General features: G+C 65.0%; 20 protein-coding genes. 11 read left to right on the forward strand and 9 right to left on the reverse strand.

Translation table 11 applies throughout. From position 1 onward, the window contains the following. Positions 1–37: 37 nt before the first annotated feature. From AB4Y40_RS23410 to AB4Y40_RS23420, 3 genes are read left to right on the forward strand one after another with little or no spacing between them, the layout of a single operon-like run. Positions 38–565 carry a GNAT family N-acetyltransferase gene (locus AB4Y40_RS23410; protein WP_368689791.1) on the forward strand — a complete coding sequence of 176 codons (528 nt, stop codon included), beginning with the start codon at positions 38–40 and terminating at the stop codon, positions 563–565. Positions 566–570: 5 nt separating this feature from the next. Beyond that, complete coding sequence (locus AB4Y40_RS23415) at positions 571–1,128, forward strand: GNAT family N-acetyltransferase (protein WP_368689792.1); 558 nt, start codon at positions 571–573, stop codon at positions 1,126–1,128. A 16-nt stretch (positions 1,129–1,144) separates the two neighbouring features. Continuing rightward, positions 1,145–4,300 (forward strand): multidrug efflux RND transporter permease subunit, encoded by a 3,156-nt coding sequence (locus AB4Y40_RS23420; protein ID WP_368689793.1) that lies wholly within the window; start codon positions 1,145–1,147, stop codon positions 4,298–4,300. A gap of 34 nt (positions 4,301–4,334) precedes the next feature. Here AB4Y40_RS23420 and AB4Y40_RS23425 read toward each other — a convergent pair whose 3' ends face one another. Then, positions 4,335–4,907, reverse strand: coding sequence for a cupin domain-containing protein (locus AB4Y40_RS23425; RefSeq protein ID WP_254339465.1), 573 nt, complete (start codon positions 4,905–4,907; stop codon positions 4,335–4,337). A gap of 268 nt (positions 4,908–5,175) precedes the next feature. Next, positions 5,176–5,505, reverse strand: coding sequence for a hypothetical protein (locus AB4Y40_RS23430; protein WP_368689794.1), 330 nt, complete (start codon positions 5,503–5,505; stop codon positions 5,176–5,178). A gap of 137 nt (positions 5,506–5,642) precedes the next feature. On the opposite strand from AB4Y40_RS23430, the gene AB4Y40_RS23435 reads away from it, so the two are divergent. Then, positions 5,643–6,107 carry an SDR family NAD(P)-dependent oxidoreductase gene (locus tag AB4Y40_RS23435; RefSeq protein ID WP_368689795.1) on the forward strand — a complete coding sequence of 155 codons (465 nt, stop codon included), beginning with the start codon at positions 5,643–5,645 and terminating at the stop codon, positions 6,105–6,107. Between the two features lie 534 nt (positions 6,108–6,641). Continuing rightward, positions 6,642–7,517: an FUSC family protein gene (locus AB4Y40_RS23440; protein ID WP_368689796.1), complete on the forward strand. Its 876-nt coding sequence runs from the start codon at positions 6,642–6,644 to the stop codon at positions 7,515–7,517. Between the two features lie 194 nt (positions 7,518–7,711). Here the strand turns inward: AB4Y40_RS23440 and AB4Y40_RS23445 are convergent, their stop codons facing one another. From AB4Y40_RS23445 to budA, 3 genes are all read right to left on the reverse strand, one after another. Beyond that, positions 7,712–8,305, reverse strand: a complete 594-nt coding sequence (locus tag AB4Y40_RS23445; protein WP_368689797.1) for an NAD(P)-dependent oxidoreductase — start codon at positions 8,303–8,305, stop codon at positions 7,712–7,714. Positions 8,306–8,395: 90 nt separating this feature from the next. After that, positions 8,396–10,081, reverse strand: coding sequence for an acetolactate synthase AlsS (gene alsS, locus AB4Y40_RS23450; protein ID WP_368689798.1), 1,686 nt, complete (start codon positions 10,079–10,081; stop codon positions 8,396–8,398). A gap of 71 nt (positions 10,082–10,152) precedes the next feature. Continuing rightward, positions 10,153–11,046, reverse strand: coding sequence for an acetolactate decarboxylase (budA, locus tag AB4Y40_RS23455; protein WP_368689799.1), 894 nt, complete (start codon positions 11,044–11,046; stop codon positions 10,153–10,155). Between budA and AB4Y40_RS23460 the strand changes: the two genes are divergently transcribed. Continuing rightward, entirely contained in the window at positions 11,032–11,952 is a 921-nt protein-coding gene (locus AB4Y40_RS23460; protein ID WP_368689800.1) for a LysR family transcriptional regulator, read from the forward strand. The genes budA and AB4Y40_RS23460 overlap by 15 nt on opposite strands. Before the next feature lie 40 nt (positions 11,953–11,992). On the opposite strand, the gene AB4Y40_RS23465 is transcribed toward AB4Y40_RS23460, so the two are convergent. Continuing rightward, positions 11,993–12,955, reverse strand: coding sequence for a LysR family transcriptional regulator (locus AB4Y40_RS23465; protein WP_368689801.1), 963 nt, complete (start codon positions 12,953–12,955; stop codon positions 11,993–11,995). Positions 12,956–13,448: 493 nt separating this feature from the next. Between AB4Y40_RS23465 and AB4Y40_RS23470 the strand changes: the two genes are divergently transcribed. The 5 genes from AB4Y40_RS23470 to AB4Y40_RS23490 all read left to right on the forward strand — a co-directional run bounded on the left by AB4Y40_RS23470 (position 13,449) and on the right by AB4Y40_RS23490 (position 20,027). Continuing rightward, on the forward strand, positions 13,449–15,548 hold the full coding sequence (locus AB4Y40_RS23470) for an FUSC family protein (protein ID WP_368689802.1): 2,100 nt from the start codon (positions 13,449–13,451) through the stop codon (positions 15,546–15,548). Positions 15,549–15,769: 221 nt separating this feature from the next. Then, a complete protein-coding gene (locus tag AB4Y40_RS23475; protein WP_368689803.1) occupies positions 15,770–15,997 on the forward strand; it encodes a hypothetical protein in 228 nt (75 codons plus the stop codon). 221 nt (positions 15,998–16,218) lie between these two features. Continuing rightward, the gene (locus tag AB4Y40_RS23480) at positions 16,219–16,587 is read left to right on the forward strand and encodes a response regulator (protein WP_368689804.1); all 369 of its coding nucleotides are present in this window, start codon (positions 16,219–16,221) and stop codon (positions 16,585–16,587) included. Between the two features lie 23 nt (positions 16,588–16,610). Next, positions 16,611–19,040 (forward strand): ATP-binding protein, encoded by a 2,430-nt coding sequence (locus AB4Y40_RS23485; protein WP_368689805.1) that lies wholly within the window; start codon positions 16,611–16,613, stop codon positions 19,038–19,040. A gap of 219 nt (positions 19,041–19,259) precedes the next feature. Further along, positions 19,260–20,027, forward strand: a complete 768-nt coding sequence (locus tag AB4Y40_RS23490) for a response regulator (RefSeq protein WP_368689806.1) — start codon at positions 19,260–19,262, stop codon at positions 20,025–20,027. 87 nt (positions 20,028–20,114) lie between these two features. On the opposite strand, the gene AB4Y40_RS23495 is transcribed toward AB4Y40_RS23490, so the two are convergent. From AB4Y40_RS23495 to AB4Y40_RS23505, 3 genes are all read right to left on the reverse strand, one after another. Further along, positions 20,115–21,116 (reverse strand): LysR substrate-binding domain-containing protein, encoded by a 1,002-nt coding sequence (locus AB4Y40_RS23495; RefSeq protein WP_368689807.1) that lies wholly within the window; start codon positions 21,114–21,116, stop codon positions 20,115–20,117. A gap of 171 nt (positions 21,117–21,287) precedes the next feature. Then, complete coding sequence (locus AB4Y40_RS23500) at positions 21,288–22,490, reverse strand: porin (protein WP_368689808.1); 1,203 nt, start codon at positions 22,488–22,490, stop codon at positions 21,288–21,290. Positions 22,491–22,555: 65 nt separating this feature from the next. Further along, complete coding sequence (locus AB4Y40_RS23505; protein ID WP_368689809.1) at positions 22,556–24,652, reverse strand: FUSC family protein; 2,097 nt, start codon at positions 24,650–24,652, stop codon at positions 22,556–22,558. Position 24,653 lies beyond the last annotated feature (1 nt).

Raw genomic sequence — 24,653 nt, forward strand, 5'->3', positions numbered from 1 at the left:
GACCGTCCCTGACGTCTCAATCAAGAAGGGAACAACAATGCAGTCGCGCTTACCCGAGGGGCTCGTCGTGCGCGCATTGCGCCCCGGCGATGCCGAAGCGTTGCATGCGCTGGGGCACAGCCCGTCAATAGTGCGGGGCAATGCAGAGCCACCGTATAGTTCGGTCGCACAGACCCGTGAGTGGATCGCGAACGTGGTATCGCCGGCCGTCATCATCGGCGCGTTGGTGGGCGAGACAATCGTGGGCGAAGCTGAACTGCATCCGCAGAAGTTGCGCCGCGCGCACGTCGGCGAGATCGGCATAAACGTACACGACGATTGGCAGCGTCGGGGCGTCGGAACGCTCCTCATGGAGCAAATCCTCGACTTCGCCGACAACTGGCTGGGCCTACGGCGGCTCCAGCTTCACGTCTATACCGACAATGCTGCCGCGATCGCGCTTTACCGAAAGTGCGGTTTCGAAGTCGAGGCGCGTTTGCGCGGCGCAGTATTGCGCGAAGGAGTACTCGCCGACTTCTTCTTGATGGCGCGCCTGCACGATCCGCTGCCCCTCACCCCGGAGTGATCCCCATGCACGTCCCGACACCATCGCCCGCGTTCGCGTCACTTGGTACTATTCGCGTGCGCACCTGCGAGCCCGCCGATTTCGAGGCGATCGCCGACTTGATGAATCAGCCAGGTGTGCGCCACGGCACGCTATTGAGCGGGTGGCGCACCCCCGAATCCTTGCGCGCGTGGTATGAGAGCCGGGCGCCCGGCTGCATCACGATTTGCGCCGATATCGACGGACGCGTGGTGGGACAATCGCAGCTCGATGTCGCGAAGGCGCGCCGCTCACACTGCGCTTGCGTGGGCTTCGGCGTGCACGACGCCTGGCAGCGTCGTGGCGTGGGCAGCGCGCTGATGGCGGCGATCGTCGCCTGTGCCGACCATTCGCTGGGCCTGCGCAGGCTCGAACTCGAAGTGTTCGCCGACAACGAAGCCGCGATCGCGCTCTATCGCAAGTTCGGCTTCGTCGTAGAGGGCCGCTCGCGCGGTGCCGCAATGCGCGCCGGCGTACTTGCCGATACGCTTCATATGGCGCGCTACGCGGAAGCACCACCGTTCGCTTCCCCCTTGTTCCCCTAACCGTACCGGCGAGCGCGTGCCCTTCTCTTTTATCGACAGGCCGGTCTTCGCATGGGTCATCGCGCTCGCGATAATGGTCGCGGGCGTGCTCGCGATTCCCATGCTGCCGGTCGCACAGTATCCGCAGCTCTCGCCGCCGCGCATCGTCATCAGCGCGGAATATCCGGGTGCGTCGGCGGAGGAGGTGGGCAACAACGTCGCGAGCGTGATCGAGGAGAGCCTCGATGGCGCCGAAGGCCTGCAGTACTACGAAACGACCAGCGATGCGCAGGGGGACCTGGAAATCGACGTGACCTTCACGTCGGATACCAATCCCGACATCGCGCTCGTGGACGTGCAGAACCGTCTGAAGCAGGTCGAGGCGCGGTTGCCGCAGCAAGTGGTGCAGCAGGGCATCGACGTGGAGAAGGCGTCGAATACGTTCCTGATGCTCGTCGCGCTCACGTCCACCGACGGCACGCGCGATTCCGCGCAACTCAGTGACTACCTGAACCGCTTCATCCTTCGCGACCTCAAGCGTGCACCGGGCGTTGGCGCGGCGGAGCTCTGGGACGCCGACGAGGCCATGCGCATCTGGCTCGATCCGGTGAAGCTGCGCGAATACGGCCTCACGGCGGCCGAGGTCAACGCGGCCATTGCCGCGCAGAACTCGCCGGTGACGGCGGGCACGCTCGGGAACGCGCCGTTCGTGAACGGACAGCAAATCACCGAGTCGGTGAGCGTGAAGGGGCAACTCGAAACGCCCGACGAGTTCGGACAGATCGTGCTGAAGGCGAAGCCGGATGGCTCGCTCGTGCGCTTGCGCGACATCGCGCGCGTGGAACTCGGCCGCGCCGACTACTCGTTCTACTCGCGCCTGAACGGCAGATCGGCGGCGACCGTGGGAATCCATCTCGGCCCACGCGGCAACGCGCTGGAGACTTCGAACAGGATCCGTGCGCGTCTCGCCGAGCTGTCCAGACGTCTGCCGCCGGGCGTAGCGATCGAAATTCCATTCGATACCGCATACTTCGTGCGCGTGGCGATTCACGAAGTGGTGATCACGCTCATCGAAGCCGTGGTGCTCGTATTCGCGGTGATGTGGCTGTTCCTGCGCGACCTGCGCTCCACCCTCGTGCCCACGATGGTGATCCCCGTCACGCTCATGGGCGCATTTGTAGCACTGTATTGGGCCGGGATGTCGATCAACGTGTTCACCATGTTCGGCCTCGTGCTCGCTATCGGCATACTCGTGGACGATGCCATCGTTGTCGTGGAGAGCGTGCAACGCACAATGCACGAGCGCGGGCTTGCACCGCGCGAAGCCACGCGCGCCGCGATGAAGCGCATTGGCGGCGCGATCGTCGGTGTGACGGCGGTGCTCACCGCCGTATTTGTGCCGATGCTGTTCTTCAACGGCAACGTAGGCGGCATCTACCGGCAGTTCGCAGTGACGATGATCGCGTCGATGCTGTGTTCGTCGTTCATGGCGCTCACGCTAACGCCGGCCCTTTGTGCGAGTCTGCTAAGGATGCCGAAGCGAACGTCGAAGCCCGAGCGCGGTTTGACGGCGCAAGCGGCGCGGGCCTCGCGCGGCTACCGGGCGGTCGTGGCTGCGCTACTGCGGCGCGGCCCGCGTGTGCTAGCGATCTACGTGGTGCTGTGCGCGTTTGGGGCGCTCTTGTACTGGAAGCTGCCGCAGGGCTTCCTGCCGAGTGAGGACGAGGGTCAGTTGCAGGTGATGATTCAGTTGCCCGCGGGCGCCACGCAGGCACGCACGCTTGAGGTGGTAAAGCGCGTGGAAGCGATGCTTGGCAAGCAGCAGGCCGTAGGCAACGTGACGAGCGTGGTGGGGTGGAGCTTCGCGGGCAGCGGGCAGAACGTGGCGATGGCGTTCGTCGAGCTCAAGCCGTGGGGTCAGCGCGGCAAGGACGAAATCGACGCGCAGACTGTGCGCGACACGCTAAACGAGCAATTCGGCACCATCCTCGACGGCGACGTGCAGGCTATGCTGCCTTCCGCGGTGCCGGGCATCGGCCACTCCGAGGGCTTTACGTACCGGCTGGAAGATCGCGGGGGCGTCGGCATGGACGGATTGAAGGCCGCGCGTGACCAACTGATCGACGCGGCCGGCAAGAGCCGCATGGTGGCGCAGGTCCACTCGGAGGACCTGCCCGACGGGCCGCGCGTGGAACTCGAAGTCGACCGCGACAAGGCCTACGCATATGGCGTATCGTTCGACCGCATCGCGGACGTGCTGGGCAGCACGTTCGGCTCCAGTTATGTCGACGACTTTCCAGCAGGAGGGCGCATGCGCCGCGTCATCGTCGCCGCCGACGCACCCACGCGCATGAACGCCAGCCAGCTGCTCGACCTGCCTGTGCAAAATACATTCGGCGGGTCCGTGGCGATGTCGTCGATTGCGGCCACGCACTGGACGCTCGGCCCCGTGATGCTGAGCCGCTACAACGGTTATCCGTCGCTCGACGTGACGGGGCGCGCGGCTCCGGGGCATAGCTCGGGCGAAGCAATGGCGGAGATGGCGCGGCTCGCGCTCGCTTTGCCCGAAGGCGTGTATGGCGAATGGACCGACGCCGCGTTCGAAGAAGTCGAGGCCGCGCGCCAGACGCCGCTCCTCATCGGCCTTTCGCTGCTTGCGGTGTTCATGGTGCTGGCGGCCCTCTACGAGAGCTGGATCACGCCTCTTTCGGTACTGCTGGTCGTTCCGCTCGGCGCGCTCGGCGCGGTGAGCGCGATGCTACTGAGCGGGCTGCCCAACGACATCTATTTCAAGGTGGGCATGGTGACCGTGATCGGCCTCGCGGCGAAGAACGCCATCCTGATCGTGCAGGCCGCGGCCGTGCGCCGTACGGGCGGGGTGCCGCTGCGCGCCGCGGTTGTGGACGCGAGCGTCGAACGTCTGCGGCCTATCGTGATGACTTCGGCGGCGTTCGTGCTCGGCGTGCTGCCGCTCGCTTTCTCGCAGGGCGGCGGCGCGCAGAGCCGGCACGCCATCGGTACGGGAGTCCTCGGCGGCTTGATTGCGGCGACGCTGTTCGGGCTCGTGTTCACGCCAGTGCTTTACTACGCGGTGGCGTCGCGCGTGGCGGCAAGACCCGTGCATCGCGTACCGCCGCGCCGAAGAGAGGAAGCTGCGCAACGCACGAAGGAGACGGAAACAGAGGAACCCTGACCGCTACGCGCACATATGCTCGTATGGCCGCAGCTCAGAACAGACGCGGCGTCCCCACCCAGACGAGCACGGTCTCCTGATCGGACATATTGCTCCAGGCGTGCGGCACTGTCGATTCGTAGTGCGCGCTGTCGCCCGCGCGGACCACGAATGTTTGACCTTCTAGCGTGAGTGTCACTTCACCAGAGAGCACATGCAGGAACTCTTCGCCTGCGTGCGTGGTGACTTCGCTGGAGCGCTCGCCGGGTGGCATACGCACGAGAATGGCTTCGAGCTGGCGTCCGCCAGAAGGATTAGTGAGGCGTGCATAGAGGTCGGCGGAATTTGCGAAACCGAAAAACTTCAGATCCTGGCCACGGCACACGCAGCCCGCTTCGGTGGGCGCATCGACGAAATAGCTTACCGGCACGCCGAGCGCCTTGGCGATGCTCACGAGCGAGGTGATCGAGGGAGTGGCGCGATCGCGCTCCACCTGCGAGAGAAAGGGTTTGGAGAGCTGCGCCGCGGTGGCGATGTCTTCGAGAGTACGGCCTTGTCTCTTGCGCAGTCCGCGAATCTTGCTGCCTACGGAGACGACGTTCAGTGATTCAACGGGTTTCGAAACCATGGCGGAATTTTGTTGTCTGTTGAATATGTTTGAGTCCGAACACGGGACTAGGTGAAAGCCCGGCTTTGCCGTACGCCATTAGGTGTCCAATAATTTTTATCGCAAGGGTGGTCTCACGGTGTATATCTGGCAATCCCAGAGACAAATCGGCCAATAAGCGATGGGATATGCCGTTGGAATCTAATTCTAATTCTCGTGCATACGTCGGCGTTCACGCCTTGACTGCAGGTCACGGAACCGCTCATCGCAGGGGCCCGCCCTCTGCGGCTCATGAACGATAGTGTGAAATCTGCAGGGTACCACTATTCGACGGCGCGCTAAAAATCGCCAAACGTTGCAGGCAATGGCTTAGATGCCCCGTGAGTTTGGTCCGTGAAATCATTTCCGACATCGAGATGATTCGTCGCCGGCCACGCTTTAACCAGGCGATCTCGCGTTCAATGTGCAGTTCGGGTTCCTCGCCGTCATGCGAAGCCAGGGTTCGGTGGTGCGAGCGAAGAACCTTGCCGAGTAAATCCGCCAAGCAGTCGTGCTGCGAGCGGTCTTCGGACGCGATCGGGGCCGTTAACCGACCATCGCTGGGCAGCAATCTAGACATTTACTGACCCGCGGCTTGGCGTTTCGGGGTTCCGGAGTGTCCCTATCAGCGAACATCTGCGCGCGAGGCCGACGGACTCCCGGGCATCATTTCCGCGCGCTGCATTCGCCGAATGCCTTCGGCGGCTTTGGCGTAGGATGCAACGGGTTCAGCACGCCGTTCACGCGTTCGGCAAGCTGAATGTGCTGGTCAACGACGCGGGTATTTCGACCTACGGACTCATCGAGCATCTGGACGACCACGATTGGGAAAAAACGCTCGCGGTCAACCTCTCTGGCGTTTTCCAAGGCATCAGGGCGACGATTCCCGCGATGAGAAGCGCGGGCAGCGGCTCGATCGTCAATATTTCGTCTGCGGCGGGGATGCTCGGGAACACCGGTCTGCCGGCCTACGTTGCGCCGAAATTCGGCGTTCGCGGTCTCACGATCGGTTCCGAGTTCATTGTGGATGGCGGCCAGACAGCAGGGGCGATCGTGTGGGGCTTTGACGACGACTCAGCTACGTCACTGGTACGACCCATTCAGGTAGCGGGGGCGACACGGTCGCGATCATGGACTGGGATTGCAACCGCTACCTGCAGTTCTATTTCGCAGTTCCGATGATGGGCGCCATTGGCGTAATTTTGATCGGCTATCATCCGGGAAAACCCGGGCGTCCTGGCTCGCGTCGCGCCCTCGACGGAGATCAGGTGTAGCCCGGAAGTACGCCTCGCCGGGCGCATGCCAGACCGGAGATCCCGGGAGGCGTGCGCATCAGGTGTCCATCCCAACGCCGGGCTGTAACGCCCGGACATCGGCTACGGCCATAAGCCCGGTTGCCGACACGCACGGATATCGTCGACCATGATCGCCGCCGCCTTCTCACGCGCGTTGCAGCGCGCACTTGTCGAGGACCCCGATTTTGCGCGCCTGCGCGGTGCAGCACGGTCGACGCTCGCTTGCCTGCTGACGGCGGGCGTGGGCGTGTCCTGGGCGCTCCATCATGATGAAACGCCGACTCTTGCCGTACCTGGCGCGTTGTTCGCAATGATTGCGCCTTTGTTTCTGCGCGAAGCGCGTTGGTCGAGCTGGCTCACCTCGCTCCTCATTTTTTATATGTGCAACTGCGCCACCTTCGCCGGCGCCACCGCGCTCGCCTTGCAGCCCGCGCAGCGCGACGCCGGAGCGCTGCTCATTGTGTTCGTGGGCATCTTGTGCCAATCGCTCGGTGCCCGCGCGGTGGGCGCAGCGATGCTCATGCTGGTGTCCTTTTACCTCGGCCTGTATCTGCATCCTTCCCCCACGCGGCTGAAGGAGATGCTGACCGCCATGGCGGTGGTTCCGTTCATCGTCGCATTCGTTGGGCGCGTCGTCATCCCGATGGAGCGGGGCCGCGCGCCGGCGCCGTCGTTCATGTTCGCGTTGCCCCATACCATCGTGGCCGCGAAGGCACGGGCTCGCGCGGCCGTGCGTTACGTGGCTGTCCACGTGACCGGACGGCAGACCGAACGGCCCCTTTCCACCGTGCTCGCGCATCGATTTCACCGGCTCGCATGGCGGCCGGCTCTCGTCGCCACCGTCGCGGCCCTCCTCGCCATATTGATGGGCGGCGAGTTGTCGGAAGACCGTTCGATGTGGGCGGTCATCAGCACGTTCGTCGTTTTTCTTGGGACGACCTCGTATCAGGGCACGCGCGCACGTGTCATCAAGCGCATTGCTGGCACGCTGAGCGGCGCGGCGGCCAGCGTGCTGCTCATTACCGTGTGCGGACACCAAGCCTGGATTCTCGTGGCCGCCATGGCTTTGTCGGTTTTCGGCTGGGCCTATTACATTCTTCATGCGTATGCCCGCGGCGTGTTCTTTATCACGATGCTTGTCGGGCTCGTTTACGGCCAGCTTGGTGTCGCCATCGTGCCGCTTGCAGAATTGCGTATCGAGGAAGTCTGCGCCGGATGTCTCGTCTCGCTCGCGGCAGCCTTGCTGCTTATGCCTTCCACGACCGCGCGCGCGGGTGCCGTGCTGGCTCGGGAGTGACAGCGGACGCTTTCGCGCGTCGGCTTGCATTGACTCCTGGCACGCGTCCGCCTACGGCGAGGCGGCTTGCGACGCCGTGTTGATACTGTGCCTGCGCGCTCGCTTCGGCGAACGATGAACGCCAGAAAGCTCACGCGACACCCTGGGTCGGGCCGCCTCGTAACGGTATGGGCAGTGCCCTCCTCATGATGCGGCTACGCGGCACCTACAGGAGGGTGTACGATGGCGAGCTGGATCCGGTTGGCCTCTTCGGCGTGTTCGCCAATGACGACGACGTGCCGGCCGAGGCATTCGAGAAGCGGCATGCAGCGGTCGAGCGTTTCGCTGTCGGCGGCCGCGAACACGAGAAGATTACGTGAAGCCGCGAGCTGCGGATTTCCGAGCACGGGCGCCGACACAAATTGCTGACCGAGCGCGTGGTGCAGATCGGCGAGTTCACGCGCCGTTTCCCTACCGATGGTGCTCATCGACACATGGACCGCGTAGGTAAGGAGCACGTTCGAGAGCTGGAGTGCGACGTCGAGCACCGCGCCGTCGCCAGGTAGCATCGTGATGACGAACTCGCAGTCGGCCAGGTCTTGCCAGTCGTTCGTCGCAATTGCCTTTCCCCGCGCGGCTCCTTCAGCCTTGCTCAGGTCGCGGTCGAGCAGTACCGTCGCGAATCCCGCGCGGTCAAGATTTGCGGCAATGGCCGCCCCCATATTCCCGACCCAGACCACTCCGACACGCTTTTTACCCGCCGTTGCCACGGCGGCCGGGTCGGGCGATGCTGCATATGGTGTATTCATGCTTCTCATTGCGCCCACAGCGCTGCTTCCACTTGAAAGGTTCAGCAACGGCCGGCCCGCTCTCGCGGGCGGCCGTCGTCACGTCGGCGCTTAGATCAGGTAGTCCGTGCGCAGCGGTTCCATGAGCTTCGGGTTGTCGGAATAGTCCACGGGAATCGCGACTACGGCGGGACCTTCCGTCTGCATGGCGGCGCGCAGCGTCGCGCGCAGCGAGTCGGCCGATTCGACCGCAAAGCCCTTGGCACCGAAAGATTCGGCATAGGCCTTGAAGTCGATCGGGCCGAACTCCACGCCGGAGCGGCGCTTGTACTTTTTCACTTCCTGGATCTCGACCATGTTGTACATGTTGTCGACCCAGATGACGTGGACGATGTTGCTCTTCAGGCGCACCGCCGTTTCGAGCTCCATGCTCGATTGCATGAAGCTGCCGTCGCCCGACACCGAAATCACCTTCTGGCCGGGGCGCACGAGTGACGCGGCAATGGCCCACGGCAGGGCGACACCCATCGTCTGCTGGCCGTTCGAGATGAGAAGCTGGCGGGCACGGAAGCTATACAGGTAACGCGCGATCCAGATATGAAAGCTGCCCATGTCGACGCACATCGTCGTGTCGGGGCCCACCACGTCCTGCAGCTCCTTGACGATGCGAAGCGGGTGCACGGGGCTACCGCCAAGCGTGGCTGCCTTGTGTGCAAGCGCGAGACGCGCGCCGGCCAGCGTCGTCAGCACACTCTCGAACTGCGGCGAGGTCGTGCGCGACGGGACTTCCGCGGCGAGTTGCGTCATCGTTTTCGCGATGTCGCCGATCAGCTCTACCGCAGGCCGGTAATAGCGGTCGGTGTCGGCGGGTTGCACGTCCACATGGATGAGCGGGCGGGTCGCGTCCTTGTTCCAGAGTGGCGGATCGTACTCGACGGGGCTGTACCCGACAGTCACGATCACGTCGGCCTGTTCGAGCAGCACGTCGCCCGGCTGGTTGTTCCAGAGGCCGACGCGTCCCGCGAAGCGGCTGAAATTATCAGCGTCGATGGTGCCTGCGGACTGATACGTGCCCACTACCGGGATGTTGGTACGGGTCACGAACTCGCGGATCGCCTTGGCGTTCTCGGGGCGGCTCGCCAGCAGACCGACCAGCAGCACGGGATTGCGTGCGTTGCGGATCAGCCCGGCGGCCTCGCTGAGCGCCTCGGCGGCCGCGGCGCCGAGCGCAGGCGGCACGTACTCGGTTAGCACGTCGCCTTGTGTCGGCGCGTTGACGATGTCCATCGGCAGGCTGACGAACGACGCGCCGGGGCGGGACCCTTCGGCAGCACGGAAGGCGTTGCTCATCACCTCGGAGATCGTCGAGCCGGTGACCACTTCCGCGGCGTAGCGCGTGATGGGCTTGAACATCGCCACCGTGTCCATGGTCTGATGAACCTGCTTCAGGCGGTCGTCGAGCTTCACGCCGCCGCCGATCGCGACCATGGCGTCACCTTCGGAGGTGGCCGTGGCGAGGCCCGTGGCCAGGTTCGAGCAGCCGGGGCCCGAGGTGACGAGCGCGACGCCCGCCTGTCCCGTCAGGCGGCCGACGGCCGCTGCCATGAACGCAGCGTTCGCTTCGTGGCGGACCACGACGGTCTCAATCGTCGAGTCGACGAGCGAGTCGAACACGCGGTCGATCTTCGCGCCGGGAATGCCGAAGACGTGCTTGACGCCTCGGGCTTCGAGGTTGGCGACGACGAGGTCGGCGCCGCAAGTCCATGTCTGGTTTGCTTGATTAGTTTTCCTGAGCATGATGCTATCCATATCAGATGTTGAATCGGGTCGCGCCACCGGTGCCGATGCGCGATTCTCGTGTTCGGCGCTTAGCCTTCCGCTGCTTCGATGGCGCTTGCCATGTCCTCGGAGTGCAGTGTGGCGCGCTCGAAGTGGTCGGTCTTAGGCAAATCGATGCGTAGTCTCGAGATGCGCGCCACCTCGACCTTGCCTTCGATCAGGCGGTAGTCCAGCACGTGGCCGCCGCCTTTGCGGTCGTCGGTGATGAAATGAACGTGAAAGCCGGCAACGTTGATGCCCTGCACGTATTCGGGGCAGCGGAAGCCGACGAGCGTGCCGGAGGTTTCCTCGAACGCAAAGATGGGCTGACCCTCGATCGCCTGGAGCATCGGACGGTACGGCATGGTCTGGCGCGGCACCGTGCGCGTCTCGACACGGGAGAAACGGCCGTCGATGCGGAACGCGCAAAAGACGTTGGGCGAGCCGATCAGCTCGTCGATGACGGCCTGAACCTCGTGCTTCGTGCGCGGCTCGGTCAGCGAGCCGAACATCGTCGGGCGGAAGTGGGTCACGACGGCGAACGGGGTTTTCTGATCGGGGCTGACCGCGCGGGCGCTGCCGTCTTCGCGCAACTGGTGCACCTCGCTGTCGAATGCGACGAGTTCGCCGTCGAGTTCGTTGAAAGTGCCGAGGCCGAAGTCGCCATGCTTGAGCAGTTCTTCGATCGTCATGTCGCCGTCATACACGCCGTCGATGAGGGCGCTCATCAGCGAGGTCTGGTACAACTCGCTTTCCGTTTGGCCGTCCCGCACAAAACGTGTGAATGATCGTGCGATGTCGCTGACACACGAGCATGGATTTGGGTTGATCATGCGGTTTCCTGAAAGAGTGTTGCGGTGGAGAAAGTATGTTTCCCAGGCGCCGTGGCGTCTAATATCGCAAACAGTCTTTTTCGATATGAGTTCGATATGGAGTTTCGCCATCTGAAGTACTTCGTCGCCGTTGCGGAAGAGCTGCACTTCACGCGTGCAGCAGAGCGTCTTGGCATGGCGCAGCCGCCGATCAGCCAGCAGATTCACAAGCTGGAACGGGAAATGGGTGCGCCGCTCTTTCGGCGCCTCACGCGTGGTGTCGAACTCACGGACGCGGGATGCGTGCTTTACGAAGACGCCGTGCGTATCCTCGAACTCGTGGAGCAGGCGAAGTGTCGTGCACTGAGTGCGGCGCGAGGTCAGAGCGGGCGCATACGGGTTGGTCTCGCCAGCTCGATCGTGTTTCATCCGGTCATCTCCGATGTCATGGCGTCCTACCGGCAAACGCACCCGCAGGTGTCGATTTCGCCGTCGGAGAGCAATATCTCGGCGCTGATGGACGATCTCGTCGAGAAGCGGATCGACGTCGCCATCATTCGCCAGACCTTGCAGGCGACGGAGCTCGTGAAGCTCGAGCCGCTGCTCGACGAGAACATGCTGGTCGTCCTGCCCGCGCGGCACGCGCTGGCGCGCGAGGACAGAGTGCCGCTCGATGCCCTTGCGCAAGAACGTCTCATCATGTTCCCGCGCGCCATCGCGCCCGTGCTGTACGACGACGTGATCGCCGCGTGCCAGGACTGCGGCTTCAGCCCGCAACTGGGCGAGCAGTCCACGCAGGTGGCGTCGGCGGTCAGCATGGTGGCGGCGGGATTCGGCGTGACCATCGTGCCGAATTCGATTCGCGACCTTCATCCGCAAGGCGTGACGTACCACGAAATCGAGGGTACGCAGCCCACGGCTCGTGTTCTGCTCGCTTACCGTTACGACGACCGCTCAAAGGTGGTGCGCGATTTCGTGGACGCGGCGAAGTGCGCGGGCATGCGGCACCGCGGCGACGCGTCCTTGTCGCTTGTGTGAGGGGAGAAGGGATACCGCCGCTCGGTATCGATTGTTCCGTTTAGACCGCGATGGGTAGCGTTTCGGTATCCGATGCAAGTTCGCTCAATACCGCATCGTCTTTCTCGAGACGAGGTGGGAGCCAGTCGCAAATGAAATTGATCCACGATCGTGTCCGCGCGTCGACGAACCGGCGCGAGGGGTAACGAATGCAGACTTCGCGCGTATCGATGGTGTACTGGGGCAGCACTCGAACGAGCGTACCCTCGCGCAACTCGTCGAGTGCGGCGTAGGCGGGGAGCGGCGCGATCCCCATGCTCTCGCGGGCGGCCGTTGCAAGCGATTCGGCAATGTTGATGCTGACCACGCTGTCGACCGCGAGCGTAACGGGCACTCGGTCAGAACCTTCGAGGCACCACGCTCGCGAAGATAGCGTCGTCGTACGAAGCGTCAGGCAGTCGTGCGCGTTCAGATCGTCCGGCGTTTGCGGCACGCCGCGCGCGGCGAGATAACCGGGTGAAGCGCAAAGAATGCTGTGCGACCAGCCCAGACGGTGCGACGCAAGGTTGGCGTCCGGTGTCGGCGAAAACGCGATGACCGATGCATCGCAAGTGCCGTCGAAGAAGTTGGGCAGCGTCTGCGACAGGCTCAGTTCCACCCGGACGTCGGGATAGCGTGCACGGTAGGCCTGGATCGCGGGCATGACGTGCCGATGGCCGAGACTCGCGAAGCTGTGCACGCGCAGTAGTCCGCTCGGGTGGTCGGCGGCGCGCGCGGTGTCGTCTTCGGCCCTCACCACGTCGGCCAGGATCCTTCGGCAACGTTCGGCGTAGGCCAGTCCTTCGGGCGTCGGGGAAATTCGGCGCGTGGAACGGTGCAGAAGGCGCGTGCGCAGATGCTCCTCCAGTTCGCTGACTGCCCGTGACGCGGTGCCGAGGCTCACGTCGAGCGAGGCCGCTGCGGCCGTGAAGCTGCCCGTATCCAGCACACGGACGAGGATCTGCATGTTGTGCAAGGTATTCATGCGACAGTGTGCAATCGTGGGTTTGTTGGAGGCGCCGATGTCCGCAAGCGCAGCATCGACCAATCGGCCCCGGTGTGTGCGGCAAAGCCGGAGGGCTGCAACTGTGTGCGCATTCTTGTGGGCTGCAGTTTCGATGCCATTTCAGCGACGCATGCGGCGCGTTTCAAATGAAACGAAGTTCGGATCGATGTGAGGCATTGCCCATTGTTGTTTCAACTGTAACGAAAGCGCCCGGTCTCCGAAATGGCGCTGCAACGGCGGCGGCCGATTCTGTTTCGCCAGTGCACGCCGCGCGAGAGACGGGGCGTGCGTTCGGCTCCATCACCCTGTGCCGACGCGAACCGGGCGCATCGCAAATCAAAGCGCGCGGCTTGGCCGGTCGCAAGCGACGCCCCTGTATGCAATCGTGACTTCCCGACCGGTTTCCGAATCGTCAGCGCCCGAACGACGTGGCGCTCCACGAGATTTGTTTTCGACGCGTCTGCGCCGCGCCATGGCCGATTTCGCTGCGCGCGACGGCCTGATCTGGCTGCACCTCTTCAAGACCACGTGCGCGGCGCTCGTCGCACTCGGCGTGGCGATGGCGCTCGAACTGCCAGCACCGCGCGTGGCGATGGTGACGGTGTTCGTGCTCATGCAGCCCGTGACGGGCATGGTGCTCGCCAAGAGTTTTTACCGTGTGCTCGGCACGGCGGCGGGCGCGGTGGCCGCCGTGGTGTTCGGTGCGCTATTTCCTCAGCAACCCGAGTTGTATCTGACGGTTCTGACGCTGTGGACCGCTACGTGCACGGCACTCGCGGTGCGTTTCCGGCATTTTCGCTGGTACGCGTTCGTGCTCGCCGGATATACGGCGGTCCTCGTAGGCATACCGGTGGTGACGCATCCCGACGCGTTGTTCATAGCGTCGCTCACGCGCGCGGCGGAAGTGACAATCGGTATCCTCAGTTCGGCGGCGATCAGCGCGCTCGTCTTCCCGGTTCGCGCGAGCGCCGCGCTCATGCACGGCCAGCGCCAGCGCCGCAGTGCGATTCTGGAACTGTGCGCGGACGTGCTTGCGGGCCGTTGCGATCATGTCACGTTCGGGCAGCGCTTCGCGCGCCTTGCGGGCAGCATCGCGGGGTTCGAGGCCGCTCGCACGTTCGCCTCGTACGAAGACCCGAACCTGCGCATGCGCAGCCAGCGGCTCGCCGCGATCGACAGCGAATATGCAGCGATCTGTTCCCGACTGCACATGCTGGAGCAGCAGATCGAACGACTCGACAGCACCGGCGCGGCGGCGCTGATAGCGGACATGCGGCCGTCGCTGCTGCAGGCGGCGGGTCTGATCGACCGGCTGCGAGACGGCCTTTCCGACGATGCGCCCGATTCGCAGTCCGTAATGGCGTTGGCGCGTCTCGCCGCCTCGCTCGCACCCGTTGCGGAGGAAGCGGCGGCCGAAGCCGGTCAGGGGCCGACCTCTTCGGCCGTCGAGGTACGCACAATGCGAGAAGCGCTGCGCCGGCTTCTGCGCAACCTGCTCGAGTACCTCGAAGTGGGTGCCGCGGGGGCGGGCCCGAACCCTTCGCCGCGCGCGCCGGCCACTCCACCGCGGACCAGCTCCTACGTGGTCGCGCTCACCTTCGTGCGCAACGCACTGACCGTGGGCGCCGTTGGCGCGCTCTGGCTGTTCACGGCTTGGCCGAGCGGCGGACTGGCAGTGATCGCGGCCGCGATCGCTGCGGGTCTGACCTCGGCCGCACCGCGCCCCGAGAAGCTGGCGATGCAGATCGCGTTGGGCGCAGCAGGGGCCGTGGCGATCGGCTACGTCTACATGTGCTTTGTCTATCCCGCCATCGACGGTTTTCCCCTGCTCTGCGTCGCGCTCGCGCCGATCGTCGCAGGCAGCGCATTCCTCGCGAGCCGGCCGGCCACGTCGGGTTACGGTATCGGCTTGTGCGTGTTCTTCGTGGTGCTGGCCGGCCCGGACAACATGATGGGCTACGCCCCGGACGCGCTGCTCAACAATGGGCTCGCCGCGGTCACGGCGCTGTTCATCGCCGTAATTGTGGCGACGATCGTGTTTCCGTTCCAGGCGCCCTGGGTCGTGGGTCGCATCCAGCGCGATCTGCGCCGCGAAGTGGCGTTCGCATGGGAAACCCGGCTGGACGGGGCCGATGCGCGCTTTCGCTCGCGCACTCACGATCTCTCATCGCAACTGCGCTTGCTCCTGACACCAGGCACGCGGCGCCACGACGAAGCGTGGCACTGGCTTCTCGCGACGCTCGAAGTGGGGCAGACGTTGCTGGATCTGCGCACGGACCTCGCGACACTTGCCCCCCTGCGCCCATCGGACCGTCCCCGCTGGCTACTGTGGGTCGAACAGGCCGGCCGGCGCGCAGCGGACCTCTTCGAACGACCCGATGCGCGACGCACAGCGCTGGCCGTCCGCGCAGCGAGCCGCGCGCTGGAAAAGGTGGCCGGGGAGATGCAAAGAACCGCGCAAGGGCGGCGTCGGGCCGCGCTACAGCAGCTATGGGGCGACCTCCACCTCATGCGCAGTGCGCTGCTCGACCCGGACGCGCCGTTTCATCGCCAGGCCGGCGACAGGTCTTGACGCGCGGCGCGCTCGAATCGCGCAGATGACAGTCGCGCGATAGACGATTGCGCCCGCTCCGCCGCGAGAACGCCAACGATGTCGGCACACGCCCGCGCCTTCGCGAGTCATGTGCCATCTGCGAAAGGATCCCTTCCGCAGTGACCGCTTAATTGAGACGCCACGGCGTCTTATAGTTTTCACCGTCGCAGCAAGTTTTGCTGCTTGTCTGGAGTCCAGCCATGAAATCCCTGAAGTACCTCGTTCTCTCGCTGACCCTATGCGCCGCCGTCGCGCATGCGCAGGGCAACCAACCTCAGGCCGGTGCCGTGAGCACCCAGGCCGCGTCGAACAACGGCACGCAGTCGGCGGCGCAGTCCGCAGGCCGCGCCACGCCGGAAAAGCAGACCCAGAAGAAGGACGAATGCGTCGGTCCCGTGTCGTTCTGCAATATCTACTTCGGCAGCTGAGCGGTCTTGGGTCGTGCCGTCCATGCCCGCAACGTAGCGCAGCGCCGGAGCGCTCTACCGGTGCGTCGCCATGCGCGGCCGCCGAGCGCGAGGCTCTGTGAGAAGACGTTTCAGATGTAATCTGGCGGCGTGCGGCCCGAAACCGGCGGGTAACCGCGCTCACCTAGCATCGTATCGCCAGCCTGCGCTAGGTGCGCATGGCGGCGAGGCAAGGGAAAACTGTGAGCGCGGACGAAATTCTTGTTATCGAGGACGACCCGGTGATGCGCGACCTGATCGTCGCGACCCTGCACGATGCAGGGTTCGCGGCGAAGGCGTCGCTCGCGGCGCGCCACGCGGGGGCGGCTGCTCGACTGCTGGTGGTCGACCTTGGCGAGCCGAAGACGGACGGCGCGGATAGCGTGCGCGCCTGGCGCGCGCGTCATCCCGACGCGCGGATCATTGCCATCTCGGGCCGTTTCAGGTTCAATGCGGCCACGGCGGCTTCTGTCGCGCGGCAACTGGGCGCCGACCGGGTGCTCGCGAAGCCGCTCGACTGCGACGCACTCGTTGCCAATGTAAGACAACTCATGGGCGGACCTGTCCTGTGAAGCCTGCCGCGCGAACTCCGTTCATGCCGGAACCCGCCGGACCCGCCGGGTCCGCCGGTGCATACGACGGCTGGCCGATCCACAGCCGTTACCGCACGACGGTCGCGGGCGGCCTGCTACTTGTCACGCTCGTCTGCGTGGCCGCCTTCTACAGCGTTCACCAGAATCGACAAACCACGCTTGCCGCGGGCCATCGTACGTTGGAACTCGTCGCGCGCGTACTGGCCGAGCAGATCGGCAGCACGATTGACCGGATTCCGGCGACGCTCCAGTACGAGGCAGATTCGACGCCCAACCTGACCGGCAAAGACGGGTTCGCGGCCTTCGAGCAGCAAGCACGCGCGCGCATGCCTCAAATTCGGTCCCTCAATGCGGGCGGCTGCGGATACGAACACGACGAGCACGACCTCGGCGACGGCGCGCGCGCGAGGGGCGCATGGGCGCACTCCTGCTGGCCGTCGTCCGCATACGCCGCCGCCTCGCCTGCGGCCGGCGCAGCAACATTTCCGCTGCTCGTTCGCCTCGCCGCGCAGAACGGGCAAGGCGTCGTTCCCGTTGTGGCGAACATCGACTGCGCCGCACTGCTCGCCCGGCTGGCGGCCACGGCGCGCGACGAACATCTGATTTTCACGGTGGCAAGCAAGGACGCCGCAAACGGCTTTCGCTGCGCGGTGAGCGCTTCTTTTGGGCAAGAGGCGTTGAACGACCTCGAGACCGCGCAATCCGCGGTGCCGGGCTATCCGCTGACCATCGATGTAGGCCGTCCGCGCGCGGATATCCTGCGCGAGTGGCGCCGCAACACGTGGGCGACACTTGCGCGCACGCTGGCGATCTCGTCGTTCGTTCTCGTGCTGCTGTATGTGATGGTGCGTCAGGTTCGCCGTCAGGCGCTGGCCAACCGGGAACTGCGGGCCGGCGAGCAGCGTTGGCGCGCCGTGTTCGACGAGGCACCGGTGGGTATCGTGATGCTGTTGCCCAATCAGCCTTACATGGTCGCCAATCCCGCTTTCAAGCGCATGGTTGGGTATTCGCTGGATGAACTGCATCAACTGGCCCCCTCCGATATCACACATCCCGACGACGTCGAACTCACGCGCGCGAAAGTCGCGGAGCTCGAGCGCGGCGAGCGCTCCACTGTCAAGTTCGAGAAGCGCTATCTCCACCGGGACGGCCGGGTGATCTGGACGGAAATCACCATCTCGCGGCTGTCCGAAACCGGCGCGCTGGGCGGGACGCTGGTCGCCGTGATCGACGACGTGAGTGCGCGCCGCGAGGCCGAGGCCGAACGCCTGAGACTCGAGGCGCAACTGCGCCAGTCCCAGAAGCTCGAGGCGCTCGGCACGTTCGCAGGCGGCATCGCACACGATTTCAACAACATCCTCAGCGCGATTCTGGGCTACGGCGAGCGCGTCTTCCGCGCGCTCGGCGCCGACTCGCCGCTGCGGCGCGACGCCCAGCAGGTGCTCAACGCAGGCATGCGCGCAAGCCTGCTGGTCGAGCGGATTCTCGCATTCAGCCGCAGCGGGATGACGGCGCGGCTGCCGGTGCATGTCCAGCCGGTCCTCGTCGAGACTGTGGATCTCTTCAAGGCAAGCGTGCCGCCTGAGGTGAAGGTCGTTCTCCAGCTCGATGCGCCGCAGGCCTATGTGCTAGGCGACCCCACGCACCTCCATCAGGTGGTGATGAATCTGTGCAGCAACGCACGTCATGCGCTGGAGGGGCCGGGGACAATCACCGTGTCGGCGGTGGAAGTCGCGACCGGTGAAGTCCGCGCGCTGCATTCGGGCACGCTCCAGCCCGGTGACTACGTTTGCATCGGCGTGGCGGATACCGGCGCCGGCGTCAGCCCCGATGTACAGGAGCGCATGTTTGATCCGTTCTTCACGACCCGCAAGACGATAGGGGGGACAGGTCTCGGCCTTTCGCTGGTGGACGGCATTGTCAAGGAGTATGGCGGCGCCATCGAAGTGCGCAGCGAACTCGGGCGCGGCACGCAGTTCAACATCTATTTACCCTTGTCCGCGCAGCGGCCGGCCGCACCGCCGACGCCCGCCACCGGGACGCGTCGCGGAAACGGGGAGACGGTCCTGCTGGTGGACGACGAGCGCGCGCTGGTCGAGCTCTGCGAGGATCTGCTGGCGGACCTCGGCTACGAGCCGCTCGGATTTTCTTCGCCACGCGAGGCGCTGGAGGCTTTCCTCGCCGAACCACTGCGCTTCGATCTCGTGATAACGGACCACACGATGCCGGAAATGACCGGCATCGACCTGATCCGGCAGATCCGCGCGGTGCGCCCCGAACTGCCGGTCCTGCTGATGAGCGGCTACGGCACCCACCTCGTTGAGGAGGAGTCGCGCTCGCTCGGCGTACGCGCGATACTCAAGAAACCGCTGATGCGTGCCGATTTGACCGAGGCAGTCACCGACGCCTTGACACGCGAGCCGCCGGGCTGAGCGTGTACTGCGGCCATGCGGGTGCCGTCTGTGGTGGCCTGGTGAAAAGCGGAAACCGGATCTGATAAGAATCACTAAGCGTCTGCATCGGGTTCCGGATTATCGGGACATTGCGCGAAAGTGGAGTAGCAATCATCAGACGTACTGCGCGCCGCCCGGCCGGTCGGCGGGCGGCCAAATGCCGCTATAATTTTTCCGTTTAACCAGAGCTTGTCCACCATGAACGACATCAATCTTCCTCACGTCCTCGTGGTCGACGACGATGAGGCGGTGCGCGATCTGATCGCCGCCTATCTGGGCGAAAACGAAATGCGCGTAAGCGTCGCGGCCAATGGCAAGCAAATGGCCGAGGCGCTGAAGGAACATGCGATCGATCTCGTGGTGCTGGATCTGCGCCTGCCAGGCGAGGACGGCATCGAAATCGCACGCAGGATTCGCGAACAGTCCACATTGCCCATCATTGTGGTGTCGGGCCGGCGTGATGAAGCGGACCGGGTGATGGCGCTGGAACTCGGCGCCGACGACTACCTGACCAAGCCCTTCAGTTCGCGTGAACTGCTCGCGCGCGTGCGCGCGCTGCTGCGCCGCTCCACCGCCGCGGTTGCTGCGAGCGGGCGTCAGCTCGACGCGCGGGCATATCGTTTCTCGGGCTGGGAGCTCAACCTCGGCACTCGCAAGCTCACTTCACCCGCGGGCGAGAACGTGCCGCTCACCAACGGCGAATTTTGTCTTCTGAACGCTTTTCTGGCTTCGCCGGGTCGGGTGCTGACGCGCGAACATTTGCTCGAAGCGAGCCGGCTGTACGACGACGTCTACGACCGGTCGATCGACGTGCAGATTCTGCGCCTGCGGCGCAAGATCGAGGAAAACGCGTCGCGGCCCAAATACATCAAGACCGAACGGGGCGCCGGATATGTTTTCTCTGTCGCGGTGGAAAGGCTGAGCAAGGCCGCTACCTGGGACGACGGTGGCGCCGTGGAGGTCTGAGCGCGGCGCACATGGGCCGTGGCGAGGCTTTCCCCACGCCCGCGCGCTTCACCCAACCGTCAGCGCTGCCGCTTCCTCGTGGTCGGCTTAGAACGTCGCGCGTGCGCCGTGTTCGGGCGTGAAAGCCGGGCGTGCCGGCTGCCAGTCGCGATGGTTGCTCAGGCTCGCGAGCGATGCGTGATCGCGTGCGAGCGCGGGGGGCAAAAACTCGCGCATGTAGTCCAACCATGTCCGCGTTCTTGCGTCGACGTAGCGGCGCGACGGAAAGAGCGCGCAGATGTCCTTGCTTTGCAGCGTGTATTCGGGCAGCACGCGCACGAGTGTGCCCGCGCGCAAGCCGGCGAGCGCGGAGTATACGGGCAAGGGGCCGATGCCCATGTGCGCGCGGATTGCCGCCGCCAGCGACTCAGCGATATTGATGCGAAACACGCTGTTGATCGCGATGTTTTCGGTGTCGCCGCCGCCCGCCTTTTCGAGCATCCACTCGCGCGACGAGAACGTGAGCGTGCTGAGGGCGAGGCAGTCATGGTCGATCAGGTCGCTGGGATGCCGGGGCGTGCCGCGCGCATTTAAATAGGTTGGCGACGCGCAAAGGATGCTGCAGGTCGAACCCAGCCGATGCATCACGATTTCCGAGTCCGGCAGGCCGGAGACCGCGAGGATCGAGGTGTCGCAGGTGCCATCGAACAGATCGGGCAAGGTCTGCGAGAACTGGAGATCGATTCTCACTTCGGGGTACAGGCGGCGATACGCGTGAATGGCGGGAACGATGTAATGCTGCCCGAAGCTCGCGAAGCTATGGATGCGCAACATGCCGCGTGCACGACTCCCTGCCTCGGAGACTTCTTGTTCAGCTTCGTCGACCGCGTGTACGATCTCCCGGCAGTGCTCGAGGTAGGTGCGCCCGGCATCGGTCAATGCGATGCGGCGTGTGGAGCGGGTCAGCAGACGGACTTTGAGGTGTTGCTCCAGTTCGCTGACTCCCCTGGATGTCGACGCTGAGCTCGAGTCAAGCGAATCCGCCGCCGCCGTGAAACTGCCCGTGTCGACGACGCGCACGAATGTCCGCATGTTCTGCAAGAGGTTCATAAACCATTCCCGTGGGCTGGAGGTTGGCGGCTCGTCTGGCCCCGGCGCGGTGCCGGCGTGCCGTGCGGATCGCCGCGGAATGCACGAAAGTGTGCGGGTGCGCGATTACTGCGTTGTTTCGCGCAGCCGCCGCCGTGTTGCAATTGAAACCGGGCTTCAGGGGAGGTGGGCTCAGAACCTGTGACGGATGCCCAGCGCGAGTACGAGTTGGTCCGGACCCGCGGCGTGCGAAAAGTTCGAAATCTGTGCACCGGGAATGCCGGTGCCCGCAAGCCCGTTCGCGCGTTGGTAGATCGCTTCGGCGTAAGTTTCGGTACGCGCGGACAGGGCATCGATTCCGATCAGGCCGAACTGATGCCAGGTAGGGCTCGCATGGCCCGAAGGCGAGTCGAACGATCCGCTCGTGAAGGTATAGGCTGCGGCCACCGTCCATTGGTTCGTCAGGGCATAGCGCGCGTTCAGTTCCGCGTTGCGAAAGACGATATCCTCGCCGCGCAGCGCGATCGGCGTGTCGGCGACATTGTTGATCGACGTTGCGTTGTCGAGTTGGGTCCTGGTGACAATGGCCGACACGTGCAGGCGGTCCCACTTGCAGGCGCCGCCAAGGCCCGCCGTGCGCTGCCGCGTCGCGTTGAACGGCGCGCCGGCGGGCTCCGCGCCTTGTGTGTTGGCGGTTGCGAGGTTGCTTTCGCCGTCGAACTGCACATAGCTCGCGCCCGCCGAGCAGGCTCCGTGCGCATAGGTGCCCGCGACGCTGTAGCCGCGGTTGTTCGAGAACGCCCCCGCCTCGTTGGAAAAGCCATACGTCGCGCCGAACTGGAACCCGTTCATCATCGGGCTCGTGTACTTCACCGCGTTGTTGGTCCGCGTGTAGTTGGCGAGATCGTCATTGTCGAACGGATGCGCGAAAGCGACACCACCATAGGGCGTGCCGCCCAGCGCGAAAGGCTGGACGAACTGAAGCATCGAGTCGAACTGCCGCCCGAACGTGACGGTGCCGGAAGCGTGAGAGGCGAGCCCGACATATGACTGGAAGCCGAACATGCGCCCCTGCTGTCCAGTTGCGCCGTTTGTGATGGAGAAGCCGTTTGCCAGCACGAACAGAGCGCTCAAGTCAGGATTCAGCGGTTCGTTACCGGAAAGGATCCAGCGGCTGACGTTGATGTCGCCCGATTTCGCCTGCAGCGCGCGCGTGCCCTGGCTGCCGCCGAAATCGTCCACGTATGCGAGGCCGCCGTCGATCAGGCCGGTGATGGCCACCGTACCCTGGGCGTAAGCGGCGGCCGGTAGGCCCAGCGCAAAGGCACAGCAGGAAACGGCTTTCAGCCATCCCCTCGCGCCTTTCCACGTGGATTCGGAAAAGGTATTGAACATGGTCTTGGTATAGGCTGCGTCCGGATGGACCACATGCGTTGCCCGGAAGATAAGGACAACTACCCTCAGCGCAGCACGCGGGATCGCAGCAGGTGTGCAACACACGCGCTTTCGCTGACTTCGCGTTCGATCTCGCGCGCGTGGCAGGACGATGCCTGCGGCGTGGCGCCGAAGCCCCTTGACGGAGGGATATCGGCGGAGGACGCGTCACTGGTAATCAAAGCCTGCGCGTTCTGGGCGAGTTCGGCGAGCCGCGCGAGGTCTGCGTCATTGAGCATCGCGTTAACGTATTCGAGCGGGCAGAGCGCCCCGACCAGCGTTTTGAGCCGCTGCATCAGCACGCTCGCGCACGCAGCCTGTTGGTTCACGACCAACGACTCGAAGCGCGTGGCGGCGATCGTGGCTTCGAGCTTGTCGATTTCGAGGCAGGCTCGTCGGCGCAGCTTCCGCAGTGCTTCGGGCTCTCGCGGCGCGGGCTGGGCGAGACGGCCCGCCACCGCCTCGAGATACGCGGCTGTGCCCTCGATTGCGCCCGCAGCGCTGCTGCCGAGCCGATGGTGTTCGCGGTCGGGCCAGGCGAAGAGGCTGACGAGGAAGCCGACGAGCACGCCTGCCGCGCTGAACTCGATCCGCGCGACGGCGAGCGCCCACGGTGTGCCGACGGGCGTGCCGAGATGCGCGACCAGGATGAAGTGCGAGGTCAGGAACAGGATGTACGAGACGTAGCTCACCGTGCGCGCGGCCAACGTTCCGGTGGCAAGCGGGAGGACGATGAGGGCGAGCAGCAGCGGGTCGTGAACGAACAACGACAGCGCCGAAGCCAGCACCGCGCCAAGCAATGTCCCGCCAATGCGCAGGCCGGACACTTTCACCGTTTGCGACAGCGTCGGCTGAAGGATGAACATCGTGGTCAGCGCCAGCCAGTAAGCCTGCTGCATGCCCGAGAAGCGTGCGAGGCTAACCGCGATCATCGCCGCCACGGACAGGCGCGCAGCGTACCGCGTGTAGGCATTCTGGGCGGCGAACTCCGCGATCAGCGCGGTCAGCTGGCCCTGGCGCGGACGTTTGCGCGGCGCCGCGAGTGGAGCTGCCACGATGCCCGGAGCAGCATCCATGCGCGCTTCGCGAGCGAGCAGAACGGACAGGCGCTCGACGAGATCGAGATTGGCACGCAGCCACGTCAATCCCTCAGCAGACCCGTGGGTCGCGAGCCACGCAGGCTCGCACGCTCGCAGGGTTTGTTGCAGCCGGGCCTGACACTGCTCGACCGCGCCCCGGAATGCGCTCGAACCGTTGCGCAGGCGCGTCGCGCTCGCGTCGATCTGCGCGGCGAGCTGGCCGTAGGCGGGCGCGAGCAGGGCGGCGGCTTCACGCCGGGCGGCATCGTGCCCACCGGCGAGGAGTGTTTCCAGGCCCGCGAGCAGGGCCATCGCCTGTTCCGCGTCGTGGACCCACCCGGCGCACGCCGAAGGGGCGTCGCCGTTGCAGTTCGCGACGGCCACCGTCATCGCATCGAGCTTCGTGCGCAGTTCGGCGCGCCCGTGCTCGAGCTGCGCCCGGTTGCCGTGGGCCGCCTGCCCGAGGCGGCTGGCAAGCGACGACATCGCATACAGATAGGCGAGCGTTGCCTGCTGCGCGCGCTTCGTGCGGCTGGTCTGCCAAAGGCCGCCGCCCGCGAGCGTCGCCCATACGCATCCGATCAGATAGAAGACGGCGTAGTGCGTCGCGGCGTCGAGGCCATGCGCCGGGAAACATGCGGATACCGAGCAGGCCGTTGCGGTAAGCAGGCCGCGCAGGCCCGACGCCGGACCTCGTGCACGCACGGACGCGCCCACGTAGGCAACCGCGCCGACCACGGCAATCGACAGCACGGGAAGCGCATGCGCCGCGATCGCGCAGGCCGACGCGAGCGCTCCGGCCACGCCGAACACGAGCCCCTTGCAATGGCGTTCAAAGCCCGGCCGCCCAGGCTCGTCTGCGAGGCACGTCCAGAACGCGGCGATCGCAGACCAGCACAGCAGCGGCATGTGCAGCATGGCGGCCAGCACGGCGGGCGCGACGCAGATCACGCCGCCCCGCAAGGCGTCCGCCACGGGTAGCCGGTGGCGGCCGTGGTGCCAGAAACGCAGCAGCTGGTCGCGGCCGCTCGCGAAGAGTTGCATT

Source organism: Paraburkholderia sp. EG287B (genome assembly GCF_040965595.1).
Classification (GTDB): Bacteria; Pseudomonadota; Gammaproteobacteria; order Burkholderiales; family Burkholderiaceae; genus Paraburkholderia.